General features: G+C 33.5%; 15 protein-coding genes. 9 read left to right on the forward strand and 6 right to left on the reverse strand.

What is annotated here, in order from left to right; translation table 11 throughout:
* Nucleotides 1-27: 27 nt before the first annotated feature.
* Nucleotides 28-1,071, reverse strand: coding sequence for an adenosine deaminase (add, locus tag LZ578_RS03940; RefSeq protein WP_235146033.1), 1,044 nt, complete (start codon nt 1,069-1,071; stop codon nt 28-30).
* 100 nt (nt 1,072-1,171) lie between these two features.
* A complete protein-coding gene (locus LZ578_RS03945; protein ID WP_235146034.1) occupies nt 1,172-1,741 on the reverse strand; it encodes a hypothetical protein in 570 nt (189 codons plus the stop codon).
* Between the two features lie 197 nt (nt 1,742-1,938).
* On the opposite strand from LZ578_RS03945, the gene LZ578_RS03950 reads away from it, so the two are divergent.
* Nucleotides 1,939-2,784 (forward strand): DegV family protein, encoded by an 846-nt coding sequence (locus tag LZ578_RS03950; RefSeq protein ID WP_235146035.1) that lies wholly within the window; start codon nt 1,939-1,941, stop codon nt 2,782-2,784.
* A 45-nt stretch (nt 2,785-2,829) separates the two neighbouring features.
* On the opposite strand, the gene LZ578_RS03955 is transcribed toward LZ578_RS03950, so the two are convergent.
* From LZ578_RS03955 to LZ578_RS03965, 3 genes are all read right to left on the reverse strand, one after another.
* The gene (locus LZ578_RS03955; protein ID WP_235146036.1) at nt 2,830-3,327 is read right to left on the reverse strand and encodes a hypothetical protein; all 498 of its coding nucleotides are present in this window, start codon (nt 3,325-3,327) and stop codon (nt 2,830-2,832) included.
* A gap of 25 nt (nt 3,328-3,352) precedes the next feature.
* Nucleotides 3,353-4,207: a DegV family protein gene (locus LZ578_RS03960; protein WP_235146037.1), complete on the reverse strand. Its 855-nt coding sequence runs from the start codon at nt 4,205-4,207 to the stop codon at nt 3,353-3,355.
* Between the two features lie 165 nt (nt 4,208-4,372).
* The gene (locus LZ578_RS03965) at nt 4,373-5,929 is read right to left on the reverse strand and encodes a helix-turn-helix domain-containing protein (RefSeq protein ID WP_235146038.1); all 1,557 of its coding nucleotides are present in this window, start codon (nt 5,927-5,929) and stop codon (nt 4,373-4,375) included.
* A gap of 280 nt (nt 5,930-6,209) precedes the next feature.
* Between LZ578_RS03965 and LZ578_RS03970 the strand changes: the two genes are divergently transcribed.
* From LZ578_RS03970 to LZ578_RS03995, 6 genes are all read left to right on the forward strand, one after another.
* Nucleotides 6,210-8,975, forward strand: a complete 2,766-nt coding sequence (locus tag LZ578_RS03970; protein WP_235146039.1) for a VWA domain-containing protein — start codon at nt 6,210-6,212, stop codon at nt 8,973-8,975.
* An 11-nt stretch (nt 8,976-8,986) separates the two neighbouring features.
* Nucleotides 8,987-10,498 (forward strand): SpaH/EbpB family LPXTG-anchored major pilin, encoded by a 1,512-nt coding sequence (locus tag LZ578_RS03975; RefSeq protein WP_235146040.1) that lies wholly within the window; start codon nt 8,987-8,989, stop codon nt 10,496-10,498.
* Nucleotides 10,499-10,608: 110 nt separating this feature from the next.
* Nucleotides 10,609-11,469, forward strand: coding sequence for a class C sortase (locus LZ578_RS03980; protein ID WP_235146041.1), 861 nt, complete (start codon nt 10,609-10,611; stop codon nt 11,467-11,469).
* 1 nt (nt 11,470) lies between these two features.
* Nucleotides 11,471-12,274, forward strand: coding sequence for a class C sortase (locus tag LZ578_RS03985; RefSeq protein ID WP_235146042.1), 804 nt, complete (start codon nt 11,471-11,473; stop codon nt 12,272-12,274).
* Complete coding sequence (locus tag LZ578_RS03990) at nt 12,253-12,507, forward strand: hypothetical protein (RefSeq protein WP_235146043.1); 255 nt, start codon at nt 12,253-12,255, stop codon at nt 12,505-12,507. The genes LZ578_RS03985 and LZ578_RS03990 overlap by 22 nt, the downstream gene beginning before the upstream one ends.
* A gap of 24 nt (nt 12,508-12,531) precedes the next feature.
* Nucleotides 12,532-13,410 carry a class C sortase gene (locus LZ578_RS03995; protein WP_235146044.1) on the forward strand — a complete coding sequence of 293 codons (879 nt, stop codon included), beginning with the start codon at nt 12,532-12,534 and terminating at the stop codon, nt 13,408-13,410.
* A gap of 44 nt (nt 13,411-13,454) precedes the next feature.
* On the opposite strand, the gene LZ578_RS04000 is transcribed toward LZ578_RS03995, so the two are convergent.
* Nucleotides 13,455-14,651: a helix-turn-helix domain-containing protein gene (locus LZ578_RS04000; protein WP_235146045.1), complete on the reverse strand. Its 1,197-nt coding sequence runs from the start codon at nt 14,649-14,651 to the stop codon at nt 13,455-13,457.
* A 119-nt stretch (nt 14,652-14,770) separates the two neighbouring features.
* Here LZ578_RS04000 and LZ578_RS04005 point away from each other — a divergent pair, with 119 nt between their 5' ends.
* Both LZ578_RS04005 and LZ578_RS04010 read left to right on the forward strand, forming a co-directional pair.
* Complete coding sequence (locus LZ578_RS04005; protein ID WP_235146046.1) at nt 14,771-15,742, forward strand: NAD(P)-dependent oxidoreductase; 972 nt, start codon at nt 14,771-14,773, stop codon at nt 15,740-15,742.
* 154 nt (nt 15,743-15,896) lie between these two features.
* Complete coding sequence (locus tag LZ578_RS04010) at nt 15,897-17,708, forward strand: GGDEF domain-containing protein (RefSeq protein WP_235146047.1); 1,812 nt, start codon at nt 15,897-15,899, stop codon at nt 17,706-17,708.
* The last annotated feature ends 101 nt before the right edge of the window (nt 17,709-17,809 follow it).

Raw genomic sequence — 17,809 nt, forward strand, 5'->3', positions numbered from 1 at the left:
ATGTAGTTGGTATTTTAAAAAATATATTTATTGAAAGTTTTCAACATATTTATCTACAGAATCTAAATATAGTTTTTTATTGTCATCCGTGGTCCAAGCAATATCAAATGCATTTTTAACCAGTTGAATAACTTGGCTTGAGGTAAGCTCGTATTTTTGACTTAAAGCAAATAAATCATCGGATACATAGCTTTGGAAGTAAGCAGGATCATCGGAATGGATGGTTACTTTAACACCTTGATCTAAAAGTTCAATAATTTCTTTCCCTTTCATATCATCCACTACAAAACTGTTTGAAACGGGGCAACAGGTCAAACCGATTCCTTTTTCTTTTACATAATCAACTAATTTTTGATCTTCTACAATATTTGTACCATGATCTAATCTGTCGACACCAATATCCATAAGTGCTTGACGGATGTTTTCAATCGATTGCTCTTGGTCGATATCACAATGCATAGTGATATTGAATCCAGCATCTTCTGCTTTCTTAAATACTTCAGCAAATTTTTCTGGAGGATTCCCTCTTTCGTCTGAATCCAATCCAATACCTAAGATTTTATCTTGATAAGGAAGAGCTTGTTCGAAAGTTTCTGCTGCAGATTCTGCAGACATGTCACGTAAGAAACACATGATAAGAGAAGAATGGATTCCTAATGTATGACTGTTTTCAATTGCACGGTAATACCCATTGATAACTGTTTCGAAGGATATGCCTCTACTTGTATGTGCTTGTGGATCGAAAAACAACTCAGCATAGACTACATGATGTTCTTTTGCTTTTGCCAGATACGCCATTGCTAGTTCATAAAAGTCTTCTTCCTTTTGTAGTACATTCATAGCAGGATAATATACATTCAAAAAGGAAGTAAGCGAATCAAATTCATATGCAGCTTTTACTTCTTCAATCGTATTTTGACCAATATCGATATGATTTCGTTTTGCAAGTTTCAATTTCAAATCTGGCTCAAGTGTTCCTTCTAAATGTAAATGAAGTTCTGCTTTGGGCATATTCTTAATAAATTCTAAAGTTGGTTGTTCTGATAACAAAATAATCATTCCTTTAATCATATTTCCTTAAGTTTACCACAAAAAGAAACGAAAACAACGATAAAAATAGTGATTACCGAACTTATAATGTAATACATTTATTTAATGTTCGTAAAAAGGGTTAATTCATTGTTTTTTTAGGATGTCGATCGATAATCTCTGAATATTTTTCTAGTAGTTTTGTTCCTTCAGCTGTAATGCGATACCCTCTAATATCAAATTGATCAGCTAACTGATTTTCTGATACCTGTTCTCTAGTCAATTGTAACAAATCTTCTTTTTTCATTTTAGAATAACCAGTAATAGCAAATTCCTTTAAGATTGTTTTTAGTTGGGGGGCATTCAAATGAGTTAAAGAGCCAGATGCAGAAACTTTACGAGCGTAACCTTTTTCTTGAAGTTCTTGGAGCGCATCATTGGCATTGATGCCATAAGTGTATTCAAAGTATTTAGGGAAGATACTTTTAGTTGTAAAGGTTTCAAAATTAATTCGCCATAATAAGATAATTGAACCAGGAAGAATCCCTTCTTCCAAGCGATTCATATTTCGCAAAGGAACCAGGCTTCTAGAACCAGTTTGAATAGAATGAAGCCATTCCTTTAAATCACGTTGTGATGAAATATAAGGCATCTCAGGATAGTTTGCGTACAATTCTTGAATAGTATTTTGACTGTTATCAAGTGGTTTCATAATTAAACTCCTCCATATATACTTTTATAATACAACTTTCTTCTTGATAAAAAAAGTGGAATAGATTCACATAAATAAGAGAAGGAGTGTTTTTTCTTACCAAAATAAATAGTTCGAACATTCTAATTGCCCCAAATGATAAAAAAGGTATAATGAAGTATAGATGATATTTATATTATGAAAATGAAGGAGCAGCTATGAGAACTTTTAAAGTGTTGACAGACTCAACTGTACACCTAACCCAAGAAGAAATAGACATGTACGGGATTACGATTGTTCCTTTATCCACGATGTTGAACGGTGAAATTCATGAAGATGGATCAGATGCAGAAAAAGCACTATTTTTAGAAAAAATGATGGCTAGCGAAGAACTTCCTAAAAGCTCTCAACCATCCATTGGTCGATATATGGATTTATATAACCAATTGACAGCAGATGGTAGTGAAGTGTTAGCAATCATGGTAACGCACACTCTAAGTGGAACAGTAGAATGTGCAAGACAAGCAGCTGCTTTAGCAGATGGGAAAATAACCGTAATTGATTCAGAGTTTTGTGCACGCGCGATGGCATTTCAAGTACTGGAAGCTGCTAGATGTGCAGAAGAGGGATTATCAGTAGAAGAAACCTTGCCGCGGATTGATGCAACTCGGAGCAAAACGATTCTATATATTTCGATTGTTGATTTAACGAATATGATTAAAGGTGGCCGAATTGGTAGAACATTAGGAGCGGTATCACAAATGCTTAATTTGAAAGTAAATTTAAGTATGATTAACGGAGCTTTGGAAACTGATTCAAAAGGCCGTGGGAAAAAATCAATCATTAAGCGTTATGAAAAAATTATACAAGAGATGAAGCAAGCAAAGGTAGAAATTCTTGAAGTAGGGATTACTCATGATGGGTTATCTGAATACTCTGAAAAAATTATTCAAATGCTCCGCGATGCATTACCTCATGCACATTTTGAAACCGCGTATGCTAGCGCCAGTGTTATGACTCATGCAGGTGCAGAAGCAGTTTCTTTTCAATTTTTAACAAAGTAAACAAAAAAGATTTCTAATCCTATTTTGGGGATTAGAAATCTTTTTTTAATTATACTGTAGAAAAATATCTAAGTCATACGGAATATAGCCTTCAGTAACTGTTTGAGCTTCAGCTGAGTATTCTTTATAAAAACCGCCGGTAATAAATGCATAAGCTGTTAGTGTACTTTTACGATAATAGGGTTTCATTTCCGTAGCAATTTCTTCTGGTAGGACTCCTAATTCAATTCCTTCTATTAATATCTTTAAATCAGTATCCTTATCTGCTAGTAATCCTACATTCATTGTAGAAATCTCTGCATATTTATAGACTCTTCTAGAAGCAGGTGTAAAGCTTTCATCAGTTTTTCCACCATAAAAATTTTTAAATGGATCTTCCTCGACCATTTTCATAACAATTTTTTTAATAAGATCAGACTGGTCGGTTATACTTTTTCCAGTAATTTTTGTTTCGTATTGGATTTTTTCTTCCTGACCTGGATCAACATTTGATGAAGCAACAGTGTTTTTTTTCTTACGTTTAAAAAAATCAAATAATCCCATGTATATTTCTCCTTAAAAACTATTTTTATTTCTTTTCAATTCCAATTATTCCAAAAGCACCAGGCCCGCCATGACTCGAAATAACAGCTCCAGCATGAAACCAACTAGGATCATAAAAACCATTTTCATTTACTGTTTTTTCAGCTAACTGTTTTAATTCGTTAGTTAATCCCGCTGTACCACCAATGGTTAGTGTCGAAGAGTCAATCTCGTACTGCTTAAAGAAATCGTTGATTGTATTTTTTAAACAACGTTCATATGAACCACGATATTTTTTGGATGCAACTAAATAGCCGTCCTTTAAAACGATGGTTGGTCGTAAACTCAATAAAGACGCGCCGAGATAAGCCGCATTCGAAACTCTCCCCCCAGCTTTTAAATACAAAAGAGATTGTGGTAAAAAGACAAAACGAGTCCGTTCACGAACATCTTCAACAAAAGCAATAATTTCATTAGGAGTTACTTCTGGATTTTCTTCTATAAATTTTGCAGTTGCAACTACAACGGCAGTTAATCCGCTTGAAACATTTTTACTATCAACGATGTGAATGTTTTCAAAATCTTGTGCAGCTACTTGGCAAGAATTATAAGATACGGTTGTTACTGCTGAATAAGCAATGTGAATAATATGGACATCTGGATATTGCGTGAAAATCTTTTTAAAAATAACGCTATTATCATGAGGAGTAGAACCAGAAGTCTTTGGTAAGCCACCTGTCTCATCATAAAAACGATATACTTTTTCTACTTCGAAACTTCCATCATCTAAAGTTTCAGAACCCATGGTAACGTGCATGGGAACAACAAAAATATTATAGCGCTCGATGAGCTCCTGAGAAATATCAGAGCCACTTTCTGTAGTGAGTATGTACTTAGGCATGTTGCTCCTCCAATCATATGTGTGAATCCTTCTTATAAATAATCATATCACAAGTAGAGAGTAGATTATATACAAATGAAAACGATTGAAGCAAATCAATTTTGATTGCTTCAATCGTTTTTATATTTAATAGATGTACGTTCTTAGCTGATATGAAAAGAGGACCTATAAAAATGATTTAATAGATAATTGTTTTTTCCTTTTTTTCAATGGTTTTTTATTTTCTTTAATCGTTTCACTAATAATAATATTAAAATGTTGGATATCAAGCTTCCCATTCACACGTTTTAAATAAATAACGGGTTGTTTAATATCAAATAAAAGAGTTCGCGTGCTAAATAGAATATCAAATGTATAATCTTTTAAAGAATATTGATTAAGTGTAGACTCTTTATAGATTTCGATAGTTATAGAGTCATTTAATTCTGAGCTTAATTCTGTTGAAATATTAAAGGCATGAATTGAATGATAGTGACTAAATACTAAAATTTTTAAACGATCAAAAATAGAATACATATTTGGAATTAAATGTTCCCAGTTTGAAAGTAGAGTATACGTTAGTTCAATCAGTTGTCCTCTTTTTAATGAGAGCCCTCTTTTTTTACAAATATTTAAAATATTTTGCTGAACTAATGAATAGAAAACAGGATATTCTTCTTTAAACTTTCTATTTAAAAAAAAGTCAGTAGGATTGAATAAAATGTAATCGTTCCCAATAATTGTCGAAGGGAATAATAAATAATTTGTAATTACATTGTTAAGCTTATAAATCAGGTGAATATGATCAGCTTTAGGTAAACTAAATATGGAGGAAAGCTTTTCGATCATTTTTTTTATTTGTTTCAATTCAGTTTGCATAGATTTGTATTCAAGAGTTAATTCATATTCAGGGGTTGGATCATCTAGAAAAAATGTGGAAAAATAAAATTTCCAATTCATAAGTTGATTTAAGTATGCTTGAGATTCTTGTAAGGAAAGATTGAAAGGTTGCATCATTCGAGTGATTTCAGAGACGGTTTCCTTATACAACAGATTTCGATGTTCAAAAATGATAGAGTAGGGAAGGATTGTGGGGAAACTTTGTCTTTCGCGAGTAATATTGACTGCCAGTTGGATTTTTAGAAAATGATAATCAACGTTATCAGAGGATGTTTTAAAATAATGATGTAGATAATCATTCAAAGCATCTATTAATAGAAGATGAATATTTGGAAAAGACCATTCTTCCAAACTATATCGTTCATTGAAGTAAGCAGAGAAAAAGCTTCTAATCAGCCTTTCATCACCGTGAATTTGAAAAGGATTTGTAGAGAGTACAAGTCCATAGGGGGCTAAAGCATCTTTTACTTTAACAACAAGTCGCTTTAGAGAGGAAGAACTAATAAAAAGTAATTCTTCTGCTTCGTGATCAGATATTTCCTTGTTGAAAAAAATATATTCTAATAATTTAAATGCTGGTATGTTCTTATAAAGGTTCCGTTGGAAATAATCTATTCCAATATTAGGTGGAAGGGTAAGTCTTATTCCTTTCGAAGAAGTAATGACTTCTCCATTTAAATATTCAATATAATTCTCGAGTTCTTTAAGGTCATACTTAATACTTCTTTCAGATGAAGAAGTTTTTTTAGCAAGAGTGCTTATCGTCATCCAGTCATTTGAATAATAAATTGCATCGAGTATCTTATACTTTCGAAGTTCATTTGAAGGCACGAGATCCCACATAATAATCCTCCTATCCACAACCATTCAATGTTAAATTGAATGACTTGTTTCTGATAATATAATTATAGCACAAATGATTTCTCACATAATAATTTAATGCACTACAGAGTGCAAAAGTTGAATAATAATAAACAGTTGTTTGGTGTTATAATTAGTTAAACATAAGTTCATTAAAAACGTTATAAAAATAATTAAGGGAAAGCGAAATTATTATTATCAACACTAGGGAGGTGTCTCTGTTGGACGGAAGAAAAGCATGGATCACAGGAGGTGTTTTAATGTGGATACACGAGAGGGGAAAAAGAGGGAAACACTAGACCATAACAAGTATATATTAAACAAAAGAAAAATGTTTAGTATTGTAATGGTATTCATGTTTCTCTTACAATTATTTTTACCAGTCGGACTTGCCTTTGCTACAAGTGGAACAAGTGAATCGCAAGAGTCTTCTATCGTTGAAATCGAAAAAGAAAAAGATGTAGAAGAAAAGGCAAATGTACATAGTAAAGCAACGAAATCTTCGATGGAAGAAACAAAGAAACCAGAGGAGAAAAGTAGTTTAGAAAGTAGTAATTTAAAAGAACAAGAGAGCTCCAGCGCTGAATCTAAAGAGGCAGACTCATCAAAACCAGTTGAAAAACCGGCGGAAGAATCTTCCAGTCAAGAATCAGTGCCAACACAACCAGAAGAATCCTCAAGCCAAGAGTCAGTGCCAACACAACCAGAAGAATCCTCGAGCCAAGAGTCAGTGCCATCACAACCAGAAGAATCTTCGAGTCAAGAGTCAACACCACCAAAATCAGAAGTTGTAGAGGAAGACGATGTTGATTTAAGCGAAGAGTCTTCAGAAGAGGTTGCTGAGTCTAAGGAATCTAAGGAAGAATCCAAAGAAGAAGAGTCTAAGGAAGAATCTAAAGAAGAAGATATTGAAGATCCGGAAGAAAGTTTTATTGGTTTTGATGGAGTAGATCCATCTCTAGCAATCGGATCAACAAATCTACTTTATTTTACTAAAGGAAGTTCAAATTCAGCTAACTCCAAAAATAGAATGGGAGTAATTGAAACTCAAATCGATGGATTGTTGCCTGGAGAAATTCGAACTAATAAAACTGCTGAGCGTGTACCTGGAACTGTAAATACATGGGATATTGAAGTACTTATTGAAGGACGTGATGATGAAAAAACTGAAACAACTGATGTAGTTTTAGTCATTGACCGTTCTGGAAGTATGAAGGGACAACGATTGATAGATGCCAAAACCGCAGCAAATAATTTTATAGAAACTATGCTTACTAGAGATCCGAATTTACGGATTGCTCTTGTATCATTTGCTGGTCCTAATCCACCTACACAAGCAGTTACCGTTGAGAGTGGATTTTCACAAAATAAGTCGTTTCTAAAAGGAAAAGTTAATGGTTTAGTAGCAAATGGAGGTACTCATACCCAAGCTGGAATCATACAAGGTAGAATTTTACTCAATGGCCCTGCTTCTACTGCAGATAATAAGTTTATGGTTCTATTATCAGATGGAGAGCCCACCTATAGTTATGAACCTCAAAATTGGGAAAATAATGTAGGCACTTACAAAAATGGGATATATAATGGTAACTTTAATGTAAATAAAACGGTAGGTACTGGTAATAGTATAGATCGATACTATGATAATGGAAGTGGTACTCCTAGATATCGATACATCAATAATGGTTTTGCAGCAATTAAACAAGGACAAATTGCAAGAGTAGGGATAGATAGCCTTTATACGATAGCTACAAATACTACCACTCTAGGAGAACAAGTATTAACAGATATTGCTTCTCCAGGAAAAGCGTATCGAACACAAAATTCTGGGGATTTGACTCAAATCTATGATCAAATTGCTGGTGAAATCAGTACCCAGTTTGCACTTAGAGAAGCAACTGTGATCGATGAAATGGGTGATGGATTTACTTTAATTGATGGATCCATCGTAACAACAGAAGGAACGACAACAGTTGCGGGTGCAAGTGATCCGAATAATCAAACCATTAATTGGGATTTATCTGCTGGAGTTACAAAAGTAAAACTAGGATTCCCTAAAATTAAATATGCAAAGATGACTTACCGAGTAGAGATAAATGAAAGTATGGCTAGTATAGGAACAGCTGATGGAACGACTGACCATACAAAATTTAAAACAAACAAAGTAACTGAGTTGACTTATAAGGATTCAGATGGTGGAGCCCAGGAGAAATCAATTACTTCGCCAGAAGTAGATCCAGTATTACTGAAGATTAAAAAGATACTACTGGACGAGGCAGGAAATGAAGTTAATGATGATGCTAGAAAATTCAATGTACAAATTACAAATGGTGGATCTGGATTTGATACTACCACGAACTTAGTTGGTGGAGAGGGTTATCAAATTCTTACAACTCTCCGTAAAGAAGGAACTTACAATATTGAAGAAATTGGCATTGATGGTAGTGCAACTGATTTAAATAAATTTAATATCAGCTACGACATCAATGAAAATGCAACTACAAGTTTTGAAGTTAATCATGAAGGTGAAATACCTCGTGGTGATGTAATTATAGAAGTTACGAACGCAGCAATTACACAAGCAATTGATTTCACGTTTACAAAAATGGATGGTTCAGATAATACATTAGAAGGCTCAGAATTTACTTTAGAAAAACAAAATGGTGAAGGAGAACCGATTCTAATTGAAAATACTGGAACGGATCCAATCTTTACATTTGCAGGATTAAATGAAGGCGTTTACATCTTAACTGAAATAAAAGCATCATTAGGATATAAACTACCCACCGGTACGTGGACCATTACTGTAGTCAGAAATATAGAAACTGGTCTACTAGAACTTCAAATACCAGATAACTCATTCATAACAGGTGATAAAGATACTGGATATGAGGTCGAAAACGAACAACAAAGCGAATTTCCACAAACAGGTGGAATAGGCTCCCTAACGTATATCATGATTGGTTTAATAATAGTAATGAGCAGTTTAACTCTTTCTAGTAATATAAAACAAAAAATTGAAAGGTAGAGGTGGAAAAAATGAATAACAAGAGATTATTAAGATGGATGACAACACTACTAATAGCTGTTATGACCGTATTAGGATTAGTCGGTCAAACAGTGGCACACGCAACCGAGACTGCACCTGCAGGACCTTTGACAGACGTTATCATCACTAAAGTTGACACACCAGATCAAGTTAAAGATATGACCCTTGAACAGTTAAGGGATGGAGTAGATGTAGGATTTTACTTTACAAATGGGAAGGTTTTACCAGGAGTTTCATTTACGTACTTCTCAGTAACAGCTCAACAGCTAATGGATATGAAAGCAAATCCAGGAGCATTCGATACAGCTGCTGAAGTAGCTGCTGAAGTAGGAAACAATGGAACTGCTACTGCAGAAACTGATTCAAATGGACAAGTAACACTTCCAAACTTACCAGAAGGAAACTACTGGATTGTTGAGAACACTAAAGGAACCATTGTAAGTTCAAGAGCAGTTCCTTTTGGATTAACGTTACCGTTTACTAATACTGATGGTAATGGATATTTAGAAAACATTTATGTTTATCCAAAAAACACATTAGAAGACTTACCAGATCTTCCTGAAAAAACAGTTTATGAATCCAACGTTGCAATTGGTCAATTAAATACTTGGACGATTTCAATGAACATTCCAGAAGGTATCGAAGACTATGATAAGTTCACATTTATTGATGAAATTGACTCACGTCTTGACTTTGAAGGCACACAATTCGTATTTGTTACAGCTACTGGTGCTGGTTTAGTTGAAGGCGAAGACTATATAATTAGTTTTAACGATGCAGCTGGACAAGTTGGAAACTATGGGCCTTTAGATGGTAAAACATTGACTGGTACACTAACTGTTGAATTCACAGAAGCTGGTCGCAAAAAGTTAGCAAACGTTGATCCTAAGAAAGTAGAAATTAAATTTAATACAAAAGTAAACAAAACAGCGATTATGGGACAAGATATCTTCAACAACGTAGTAATAGATTTTGATAATGGTAATGGTGATACAGGTGAATATGAACCTACCACTCCTCCTTATGTAAATACAGGCGGTAAAGCATTCTTGAAGAAAGACGGAAGTACTGATGCAGCCCTTAATGGAGCAGAATTCAAAATTACAAATGCTCAAGGACAGTACGTAATTCTTGGAGATGAAGGTGCTATTACTTTTGGTACTGAAGCTGATGCAACTGTATTTACATCAGATGCTGATGGTAAGTTCGAAGTTAGAGGACTACCATATGCTACTTATACATTAGTTGAAACAAAAGCTCCAGCAGGATATGCACTACCAACAAATCCTGAAACAACGTTTGAAATTGATGCAGGTTCATACTACACAAATGCAACAGAGGTAACGATGTGGGATACTGAATCAAATAATCCACAAATGATTGTTAACAAAAAAGTAACCATTCCACAAACAGGTGGTATCGGTACAATGGCATTCACACTTATTGGTGCAGCATTAATTCTATTCTCCATTGTATTTTACAAAAGATCAAGTAAGGCATAATTAAACGATATTCCTCCATTGGAATATGTACTCAGAAATGGAGAGAGTTAAAACTACTGAAAAAATAGTTTTAACTCTTTTTTATATGAAAGGATAGGAGGATATCAACGATGGCTAAAAATCAAAATAAAAAAAGGATGCCCGTTATCATTATCTTTTTGTTTTTGATTGGAGTATTGGTAATGATTTATCCGTTGATATCACGTTCCTATTATGATTACCGCGGAAATGAAGAAGTAAATCAATACCAAGAAGAATTAATACAACTCCCGTCAGCTGAGGTAATGGAACGATTGCAATTGGGATATGCATATAACAATGCATTACTATCTAATGAAAATATTTCGCTGGGAGACCCTTTTAATGAAGAAGAAAAAGAAGAAGGAGTTTCTGCATACGGAAAATCTTTAGAAATTAGCGAAAAAATAGGGACCTTAACGATTCCAAAGATTCATATGAAATTTCCCGTGTATGCGGGGACAGCCGAGGCCATCCTACAAAAGGGAGTCGGCCATATGGAAGGAACCTCTCTTCCTATTGGAGGCTTAAGCACTCACTCAGTTTTAACAGCACATCGTGGACTGCCTGAAAATAAATTATTTACGGATTTAGATCAAGTAGAAATAGGTGACCTATTTTTCATCGAAACGATTGCTGGCGAATTAGCTTATAAGGTGATTGAAATAAAGGTGATCGATCCCACAGAAATTGGCGCATTAAGCATAGAAAAAGATAAAGATTTAGTAACCCTGCTTACTTGTACACCATATATGATTAACTCACATCGATTACTCGCTGTGGGGGAGCGAACAGAAGTACCAAAAGAAGCTCAGGAAGAAGCAACAGATATTAGCTGGTGGGATCATGTAACCAGTTTATTAAGTGAATATCTATTTATTATTGCTATTGCTTTACTGGCTATTATACTTTTCATTGTAAGACAGATATGGAAAAGAAAAGGGAGGGATTAAGATGAAAACGAAGAAGATAGTCGGTATTCTATTATTTTTAATAGGCTTCGGACTAATCTTATACCCAATGATTTCAAGAGCCTACTATGATATCTATTCCCGACAAGAAATCAAACAAATTAATGAAAATATAGGAAATGGTGAGCGTTCAGAAAGCCTATATAATCAACAACTCGCTTATAACCAATCGGAAATTTCTAATCCAGAAAATATTGAAGTTCCAGAGGTTACTTTCATAGAAGAACCCGTTACATCCAGCACTGATGATCATACAGCTAACAACGCTAATACAGCAAGTAACAATCCTAATTTCCTAGTAGATGAAAGTGTACTTGGAACGATTTCTATCCCAAAGATTGACATTGTTTATCCTATTTATGATGGAGCGACTCATGAAAACTTATTGAATGGAGTCGCTAGAATAGAAGGAACTAGTTATCCTGTAGGTGGAATGGATACGAATAGTGTCATAGCCGGTCATAATGGTTTGGTGGGGAAAACTTATTTTTCATTTATTAAGGATATGGATTCAGGAGATATCATTGAAATCAAAAATAGAAAAGAATTGCTTACTTATGAAGTGTATAAAACAGCAGTGATTGAACCAGATGATTCAGCTGCCTTAGCCGTAATACCGGGTCAAGATACTCTTACTTTACTAACTTGTACGTGGCTAGCTCCAGGAACTCATCGGTACTTAGTTTTTGCAAGACGAATTCGAATGGTACTGGTACTAAGGCGGTTAGAAATACAAGTGATCAAGCAGATGCTGAAGAATCCATATTGGGAAATACCGAAATTGTAGAAAATATTGTAGATGATATCGCAACAGAAGAAACTAATATAGAAAATACTGTAATTGAAAATTTAGATAGAAATGAATCCACGAATCAAATGAAGAAGTCAGATAAAAAATTTGTAGTAACAGCAGTGGAAGAAACCTTCGAAAAGATTCATCTTGTAACAACTCGCTATGGAACGATTATCATAATGATTCTATTAGGGATTATTTCATTTTATTTTATTTTTATTAGATAAAAAAGAAAGAAAGAAGGGAAGTAGATGAAAAAGAATAAAAAGAAATCATCTCATAAGATAAGTGTTATCTTAATGGGCTTAGGCATTGTTTTAGGATTAGCTTTTGTGCTTTATCCCTTCTTTTCTCAACTTTATTACGATTATTCTTTTAATTCTGAAGTAGATAATTTCCAACAAGAATTAAAAGCAATTGATCCACCAGAGTTAAAAAAAGAAAATGTAAAAAAAGCAGAAGCATATAATGAGGCATTAGAGCCTAATTTACGTTGGATCGATCCTTATTCAGAGAAAGAACGTGAAGAAGGGGTGGAGATTTATGCTGAAATGTTACAAGTACGTGAGAAAATTGGCGTTTTAAATTTCTCAAAACTTAATCTTATTTTACCTATTTACGCTGGAACTAACGAAAACATTCTACAAAAAGGCGTAGGGCACTTAGAAGGAACTTCTTTACCGGTAGGAGGTAAAAATACACATAGTGTTTTGACAGCTCATAGAGGGCTGCCTGAAGCACGTCTATTTACTGATTTGGATCAAGTAGAGATTGGAGATATTTTCTCTGCTGAAACGATGGCCGGAGAGTTGTTTTATGAAGTAGATCAAATACAAGTTGTAGAGCCTACTCAAACAGACACCGTGAAAATAGTCGAAGGCGAAGATTATTTAACCTTGCTGACGTGCACTCCTTATATGATTAATTCACATCGATTATTAGTAAGGGGGAAACGTATACCCACACCTCCTAAAGAAGTTGTAGAAAAAATAAAAGTAGAACAAGAAAAAGACTTTATGTATTATTTGAATATGTATGGGCATTACTTCTTAATCATTATCATTACGTTTCTTTTAGTTTTTGTTGTTCTTGTATTACAAAAGAAAAAAATGGGTAAGTCTTCTATATAGAAATATAGAGGATCTAAAGACAATAAAAAAGACTCACTCGAAACTTAACTTTCGAGTGAGTCTTTGCTTTCTTGAGCCATTTGTTTAGGTGTAATCGCATATATTTTTTTAAAGTTTCTAATAAATGTATTCACATCCCTAAAACCGACGAGTAGTGCAACTTCTTGAACAGGAAGTTGAAAAGAAAGCAGGAACGTCTTTCCAATCTGAACTCTAAAAAAATTCAATAGTTCTTGGAATGATTTTTGGAATGTATCTTTCAGCAAGCTATTAATCTTTTTCTTAGTTATACTAAGAGCCACCGCTACCTCTTCTAAATAAAGTTCTTCTCGACAATGTTCTAGTAAGTAAATAGCAATTTGCCATGAATCATCAGAATTACCATATGGGAGATGTGAATCCATTCTGGAACGATACTGAAGTGGAGTAATTCCTTGTATATTTTTGAAAGATTTATAAAAGTAAGCATCCGTTTGATACCCACAGATTTTGCCAATTTGATTAATAGATAAGTCCTCAAATTGTAAAAGGGCACTTGCATTCCGAATTCGTACTTGATTTAATAATTTAGAAAAAGAAAAACCAGTAAGTTGTTTTAAGTATGTTTGAACGTTCTCTGAATCTATTTTAAAAATAGCACTGACTGAAGAAAGAGTAATCTGTTCTTGATGATGAAAATGAATGTACTCTAGTAGTTTCCACGATAACGTTCGCTCAAAAGAGGACATCTTTTTATTTTTTTGATAGTAATAGATTAAAAATGAAATAAGGGAAACATGTAGCGAGTCCATGTACTGATTATCGTTTTGTTTTTCCTTAAAAACAATTTGACAAAGGGTGCATACTTCTGTGAATGAATCAGCATCTAATGAAAGAATAGGAGCATTTTGCCCTATCTGTTCGATTGCTTTTAAATATCTACTTTTATCGATATTAATTAATAGAAGAAGACCGATTGAAAAACGAATTCGATAACATTCAATGAATTGTTTTGAAAGAACATTTATTTTATATACATGATAAGGCATTAATTGAATGAACATCCCTTTTTGAATAGAGAAAAGTTGATTATTAATTTCCAGCTGTCCGTTTCCATCTATAATAATAATAAATTCAATTTCATTGCTAAAATGCTTTTTTTCAGAAATGTTTATCATTTCTTTTTTAATGGATAATTCAGTAGGTTTAAAATTATGAAAGTTATAATCGCCAGCTATGTAGGGATAATTATGAGTAGTCATTTAAAACTCCTTTCTTCTAATTATACAGTAGAGTTAGTGTTTAGTCTTTATTTGATGATTATTTAATTTTGATTTCCGGTATACTTATATGTGAAGTTATAAACAAAGGAGAGGTTTACATGTCAAAAGTATTTGTTTTGGGTGGTACAGGTTTCCTAGGTTATTATACAATTAAAGAATTGCTATCAAGAGGATATGACGTAAAGACAATGTCATTACCACCTATGCCGGATGAAAATTTATTTCCTTCAGAAGTAGAAAATAAATTAGGAAATATGAACGAGTTGAGCGATGAAGAAATAAAAGAACTCCTAAAAGATTGTGAAGGGTTTATATATGCAGCAGGTGCAGATGAAAGAACTGTTCCACCAGCTCCAGCGTTAAAATTTTTCTATAATGCAAATGTAATTCCTACGCAACGAATAGCTCGTTTAGCTAGAGAATCAGGAGTAAAGAAATTTGTAATATTTGGTTCTTATTTTGCGGAATTCGCAGAACGATTGCCAGATTCAGGCCTAAAGACACAAGGATATCCGAATACTCGACTTCTTCAAGAACAAGTTGCATTCGCAGAAGGAGAAGGTAGTATGGTTGTTACCTCTTTACGTTTACCTTATATCTTCGGCACTATGCCAGGAAGAATGCCTTTATGGTCCATGTTTGTAGAACAAATTAGAGGCAAGGAAGTTTTCCCAGCATTAAAAGGTGGAACAGCTATGGTTACAGTAGAACAAGTTGCAGAAGCGGCTGTAGGTGCTATGGAAAAAGGTGAACATCGTCACACGTATGCTCTTTCAGGGAAAAATATGAAATTCCAAGAATTTTATCAGATGATGGTTGACGCATTAGGACAAACAGAAACAACACAAGTCCCAGTGGTAGACTATGAAAAAATGAAACCAATGTATGAAGAATTAGATAGACAATCAGCAGAAAAAGGGGTAGAGCACGGAATCCACATGGCGACCAGCTCTAAATTACAAACTCAAGATTTATATATCGATCCGGAAGACACTAAAACAGCATTAGGGATTAGAGAGCATGATGTTATTCAATCAATAAAAGAAACACTAGCAAAATGTGTTAAGTAAGTAATAAAATAAAAATGAAAGGCTACACGAACTTAACGTGTAGCCTTTTTTGGCTAAATAATAAATGTAATGGTATTATTATAATGTTTACTATAGAATAAGAAACAACTTAAGAATAAAAATCAACTTAAATTCTAAATAGGCAAGGTGAAAAATGCGTACTATTCTAAAAAAAAATAAAAAGAAACGATTGACAGTTATCTTGATTGTTCTCTTTTTAACATTTATTATACACTCCCCTGAAATGAATGCAGAAGGACCTGATCCAAATAAAGGACCTTTAAAAAGTGAATTACTTTCACTCAGTGAAGAAGAGCAACAATATATTATCGAAAATCCACATATATCTGTATACGTGGTTGATGGTATGGCTCCAATTCAATACCAAGATGAGAATGGACAACTACAAGGAATTACTAGAAAAATTTTTCATGAATTAGAAATAAAAACCGGATTTACTTTTGAGTATATTTTTATAGAAGATATCCGCTCAGCTTTAAAAGAAAGACAAGCAAAGATCATGGCTGCGATTCCTTTTACTTTTGAAGATACAGAATTCTATGAAGATATTCAGTTGTCCCCTGAATACCTGACTACCAATCAAATTTTGATTTTACATGAGGGAGAAGAAGCCACCCACTTAAAAAACAAAATTTATGGTGCAGTTATTGGTTCGCCGATTCCTAGTTCAGTAGATCGTAGAACAACTGTTTTTTTTCATACGAGAGAGGAAATCTTAGACGCAGTAGATAAAGGGGATGTTGATTTTTCTTTTATTAATGGTTTTTCAGCATCTTACTATTTACTTCAAAACAGCTATGATCATATAGTTTCGATCCCTTCTGCAATCCAAAATACAGAATTATCATTTGGATATTTGGATAAGGATGATCCTTTTCTATCAAAAATTCTAAATAAAGCATTAGGAACGATTGATCCAGATCAAATCCAGAACTATATTGTTGAAGAGGCTACAAAAATTGATCGAAAAGTTTCTCTTCAAGTAGTCTTTAATAATTTTTTCACTGAAATTACAACGATTGTTTTTCTTTTTATTATAGGCTTGGGTTATTTGACCTTTCGATCTCGAAAGGACGAAAAGAAAATTCAGTTGCAAAATAACCGCTTATTAGCATTGTCAGAATTATCAGAAGAATATTTTTATGAGTATGATGTAATCCAAGATCATATTAGTATTTCTGACGAGTTAAAAGTACTACTAAATAACTATGGATATAAAGAATCTTTATTAGTTTTACAAAGAGGACTTAAAAAAACATTTTCTGAACATAGTCATCATCCAAAAATGATAGCAGGACACAATCATTCAGTGGAAAATATTGTTTTAAAAGGTGGTTTTGAAAAGAAAGGAACCTATAAAATGGTTAATCTGATCATACGAAATAATCAACATGATGTTTCAATGATTATAGGTAAGTTAATGGATATCAGTATTTTTGAACGAGAAAAAGAAACTTTAAAAATAAAAGCAGAGCGAGATGGGCTTACTAAATTATATAATTATGAATCTAGTAGGGAATTAATCAAAGAAAGATTACTGCAATTTGACTCTAGTTTTCTAGCTGCTTTTATTGTTTTAGATATTGATTATTTTAAATCAGTTAATGATACATTGGGACACCAAGAAGGAAATCGAATCCTCCAAAAGATGGGGAAATTACTCTTGAATAATTTTCGGAAAAGTGATATTCCTGCACGTATTGGTGGAGATGAGTTTTGTATATTCGTAGATAAATTTACAGATAGAGAACAAGTTATAGAAAAATGTCACGAGCTAATAGAAAGTATGAGTGAAACCATTCATGATGTTCCTATTTCGATTAGTATTGGGATTGCATTTATAAAAGAAGAGGATAATTATCAAACCGCATTCAAACATGCAGACGAAGCACTATACAAAGCAAAGGGATCTGGACGGGCTCGAATAGCTATTTATGAAGAATAAAAAAAGTGCGATTAATGTTTCTATAATTAGAACCGATACTGTATAATAGCAAGATACAAACTTGGAAATAAGTTTGTTTTTGTTCAAACAAAAGTTTGAAA

Source organism: Jeotgalibaca sp. MA1X17-3 (assembly GCF_021513155.1).
Taxonomy (GTDB): Bacteria; Bacillota; Bacilli; order Lactobacillales; family Aerococcaceae; genus Jeotgalibaca.

Excerpts from the sequence above, each read along its gene's own strand:
- add (WP_235146033.1), bottom strand. The coding sequence starts at position 1,071 with ATGATTAAAGGAATGATTATTTTGTTATCAGAACAACCAACTTTAGAA.
- LZ578_RS03945 (WP_235146034.1), bottom strand. The coding sequence starts at position 1,741 with ATGAAACCACTTGATAACAGTCAAAATACTATTCAAGAATTGTACGCA.
- LZ578_RS03950 (WP_235146035.1), top strand. The coding sequence starts at position 1,939 with ATGAGAACTTTTAAAGTGTTGACAGACTCAACTGTACACCTAACCCAA.
- LZ578_RS03955 (WP_235146036.1), bottom strand. The coding sequence starts at position 3,327 with ATGGGATTATTTGATTTTTTTAAACGTAAGAAAAAAAACACTGTTGCT.
- LZ578_RS03960 (WP_235146037.1), bottom strand. The coding sequence starts at position 4,207 with ATGCCTAAGTACATACTCACTACAGAAAGTGGCTCTGATATTTCTCAG.
- LZ578_RS03965 (WP_235146038.1), bottom strand. The coding sequence starts at position 5,929 with ATGTGGGATCTCGTGCCTTCAAATGAACTTCGAAAGTATAAGATACTC.
- LZ578_RS03975 (WP_235146040.1), top strand. The coding sequence starts at position 8,987 with ATGAATAACAAGAGATTATTAAGATGGATGACAACACTACTAATAGCT.
- LZ578_RS03980 (WP_235146041.1), top strand. The coding sequence starts at position 10,609 with ATGGCTAAAAATCAAAATAAAAAAAGGATGCCCGTTATCATTATCTTT.
- LZ578_RS03985 (WP_235146042.1), top strand. The coding sequence starts at position 11,471 with ATGAAAACGAAGAAGATAGTCGGTATTCTATTATTTTTAATAGGCTTC.
- LZ578_RS03995 (WP_235146044.1), top strand. The coding sequence starts at position 12,532 with ATGAAAAAGAATAAAAAGAAATCATCTCATAAGATAAGTGTTATCTTA.
- LZ578_RS04000 (WP_235146045.1), bottom strand. The coding sequence starts at position 14,651 with ATGACTACTCATAATTATCCCTACATAGCTGGCGATTATAACTTTCAT.
- LZ578_RS04005 (WP_235146046.1), top strand. The coding sequence starts at position 14,771 with ATGTCAAAAGTATTTGTTTTGGGTGGTACAGGTTTCCTAGGTTATTAT.
- LZ578_RS04010 (WP_235146047.1), top strand. The coding sequence starts at position 15,897 with ATGCGTACTATTCTAAAAAAAAATAAAAAGAAACGATTGACAGTTATC.